Here is a 2514-nt window from a genome sequence, read left to right as displayed (position 1 = left end):
TCGACACGCGTTCGGCGCTGGATTTGACGCTCTTATTCACCCGTGAATCGTGACTTTTCAACGCGTTACACTCGAGTTTGCGAAAAATTCTCTTCGCGATTTTCTTCGTGATGCGGCCCATCCCCGGGCAAGCAGCCGCGTCCCGTTTCAGGACGCCGTCGACCCGCTTGCGCTGTAAGGCTCGCACGAAGGGATCATACCGGCACTTCTGCTTTTCTGCAATCAAAAGTCGCGCCATCGTCGCGACCCCACTTCATCGTGGTTTAACGCGCGAACACGTCGCGAATGTCGGCGGGCGCCTCTGCAGCGTCGCGGATGTCGAGCAGATTTTCGATGTGCGTCAGGTGCCGCTCCATCGCCTCAGCCGCGCGGGGCGCGTCGTGCGCCGCGAGCGCCTCGACGAGCGTCTCGTGCTCTTCCTCAGAACAGGACCGCGCCGCGCGGGAGCCGTAAAGGCCGATGATGAGCGACGTGCGCGCGACGAGCTCCTCGAGGAACTTGGTCAGCACGGAGTTGCCCGCCGCTTCGGCGAGTCGAAGATGGAACTGGCCGGAAAGCCGGATCGACTCACTGCGGTCGCCGCGCGCCTCCGCCGCGCCGCCTGCGCGCGCATTGGCGCTGAGCTCGCGGAGCGTGCCCGCGTCGATGCGCTGTGCCGCCGCAAGGACGATCGCGCGTTCGATCGCGCGCCGGGCGTCGAACACGTTGCGGGCCTCCTCGGCGTCCGGGCTCGCGACGAAGGCCCCGCGATGGGCGTGGAGCGTCACGACGCCGCGCTCCGCCAGAACGACGAGAACGCGGCGGATCTGCGTGCGGCTGCTCTCGAACGCTTCGCAGAGCGGCGCCTCCGGAAGTTTCGCCCCGGCCGCCAGTCTCTGGTCCATGACCGCTGCGACGATGCGCTCGACGATCGCCGCATCGGAGAGCGGCTGTTGAAGATCGTCGTCGACTAACGCCATTCGCCCCACGCCCCTTCGGGTTCGGCCGGGATTCCGTGAAGCCCGGCACGAGTCTTGAAATCAAGTTTCATCCGTCCTGGCGACGCCGTCGTTGACGATTTCGGCGTCACGATCTGCCCGTTCTTTGCGCTCGTGCACAAATGTTCAGAGATTGTCGACAATTTTCTTCTGTCATGTTGACAAGATTTTGTCCGCGCCGCAACCTCCAAGCGTCCGGACGACGGCGCACGCTTTCCCGCCCCGGCGGCGCCCCGGCCGCATTCGGAGGATTTCCAACATGGCGTCTCGATACCCTTCCATCCGCGCCGGCATCTTCGGCCTCGCGTCTGCGCTCGCCTTCGCCGCCGCCGTTCCGGCGCATGCGGCGAACCCCGTGCTCAAGATCGGCTTCGTCGGCGTGACCAGTGGCCCCGCCGCCGCCTGGGGAACCTCGAATGTCCGCTCGATGCAGACGCTCGCCGACTGGTGGAACAGCCAGGGCGGGGTGAAGATCGGCGACAAGACCTACGACATCGACGTCGTCACCTTCGACGACCAGAAGGACCCGAAGCGCGCCATCGCCGGCATGGAGAAGATGGCGCAGGAGGGGATCCACTACGTCGTCGGACCGAACGTCGACGACGGCGCCGCGGCGGTCAGGCCCGTGGCTGAGAAGGCCGGCATCATCTACTTCCCCTACGCCTTCCCGAAGGAACTCTACACCAAGCCCGCCTCCAACGCCGTGCTCGGCATGGTCGCGAGCTACCAGTCCGGTCCGGCGATCTACAAGTATCTGAAAGAGAACAAGGGCGTGAAGACGGTCGCGTTCGTCGCGGCCAACGAATCCGACCCGCTGAGCCAGCGCGACAGCGGCGTGGCCGCGGCCAAGGCGCTCGGCCTCGACGTCGTCGCCGCCTCCGACACCTACGCGAACGACACGCGCGACTTCACGCCCGTCCTGACCCCGATCGTGAAGCTCAACCCGGACCTGCTCGTCCTTTCCGGCGTCGCGCCGGCGAACGCGCCGCTCCTCATCCGCTCGGCGCGCGAGCTCGGCTACAAAGGCCTCATCTCCACCGAGACGGCGCAGGACGCCAAGGTGCTCGAGGAAGGCGCGGGCGACCTCGCCGACGGCTTCATCTCGGTCGGCGGCGCTTCGACGCCCGAAATCCGCTCCAAGGCGATGGAGGAATTCATCGACCGCTACACCAAGAAATTCGGCGAGTACAACGACGAATCGAACACCAAGGTCTATGCGCTGCAGTATATCGTCGACACGCTCAAGGCCGACCCGAAGGCGATCGACGACGTCGACGAATTCAAGAAGACGATCGACGCGTTCTCGGCCCCGAATCCATACCTGAAGGACTCCTCGGCGACGCTGCACTATGTCGGCACGACCTCGTTCGGCCAGAAGCGCCAGCTCGCGGTCCCGCTCGTCGTCAACGCGTACAAGGACGGCAAGTTCGAGACGCTGTTCGTCGCCAACGTCGACTGAGCGGCGTCGCGCTTGAGCCGGCCGACGGGCAACGGACGAATGGACCCATCCCCTCCCCCCTTGTGGGGGAGGGCCAGG

The 2514-nt window shown here is 65.5% G+C and carries 3 protein-coding genes; 1 reads left to right on the top strand and 2 read right to left on the bottom strand.

Features of this window, described 5'->3' with window-relative positions:
• Together ACLP25_RS25665 and ACLP25_RS25660 are read right to left on the bottom strand one after the other, a co-directional pair.
• Positions 1-238: hypothetical protein (locus ACLP25_RS25665; RefSeq protein WP_442471943.1), on the bottom strand; the 238-nt coding region annotated here is incomplete at its 3' end.
• Positions 239-263: 25 nt separating this feature from the next.
• Entirely contained in the window at positions 264-959 is a 696-nt protein-coding gene (locus tag ACLP25_RS25660; RefSeq protein WP_442471942.1) for a GntR family transcriptional regulator, read from the bottom strand.
• Positions 960-1236: 277 nt separating this feature from the next.
• Here ACLP25_RS25660 and ACLP25_RS25655 point away from each other — a divergent pair, with 277 nt between their 5' ends.
• Positions 1237-2436: an ABC transporter substrate-binding protein gene (locus ACLP25_RS25655; protein WP_442471941.1), complete on the top strand. Its 1200-nt coding sequence runs from the start codon at positions 1237-1239 to the stop codon at positions 2434-2436.
• Positions 2437-2514 lie beyond the last annotated feature (78 nt).

This window comes from Roseiarcus sp., assembly GCF_052145395.1.
Classification (GTDB): domain Bacteria; phylum Pseudomonadota; class Alphaproteobacteria; order Rhizobiales; family Beijerinckiaceae; genus Roseiarcus.
This window is presented reverse-complemented; position numbering and strand designations above follow the sequence as displayed.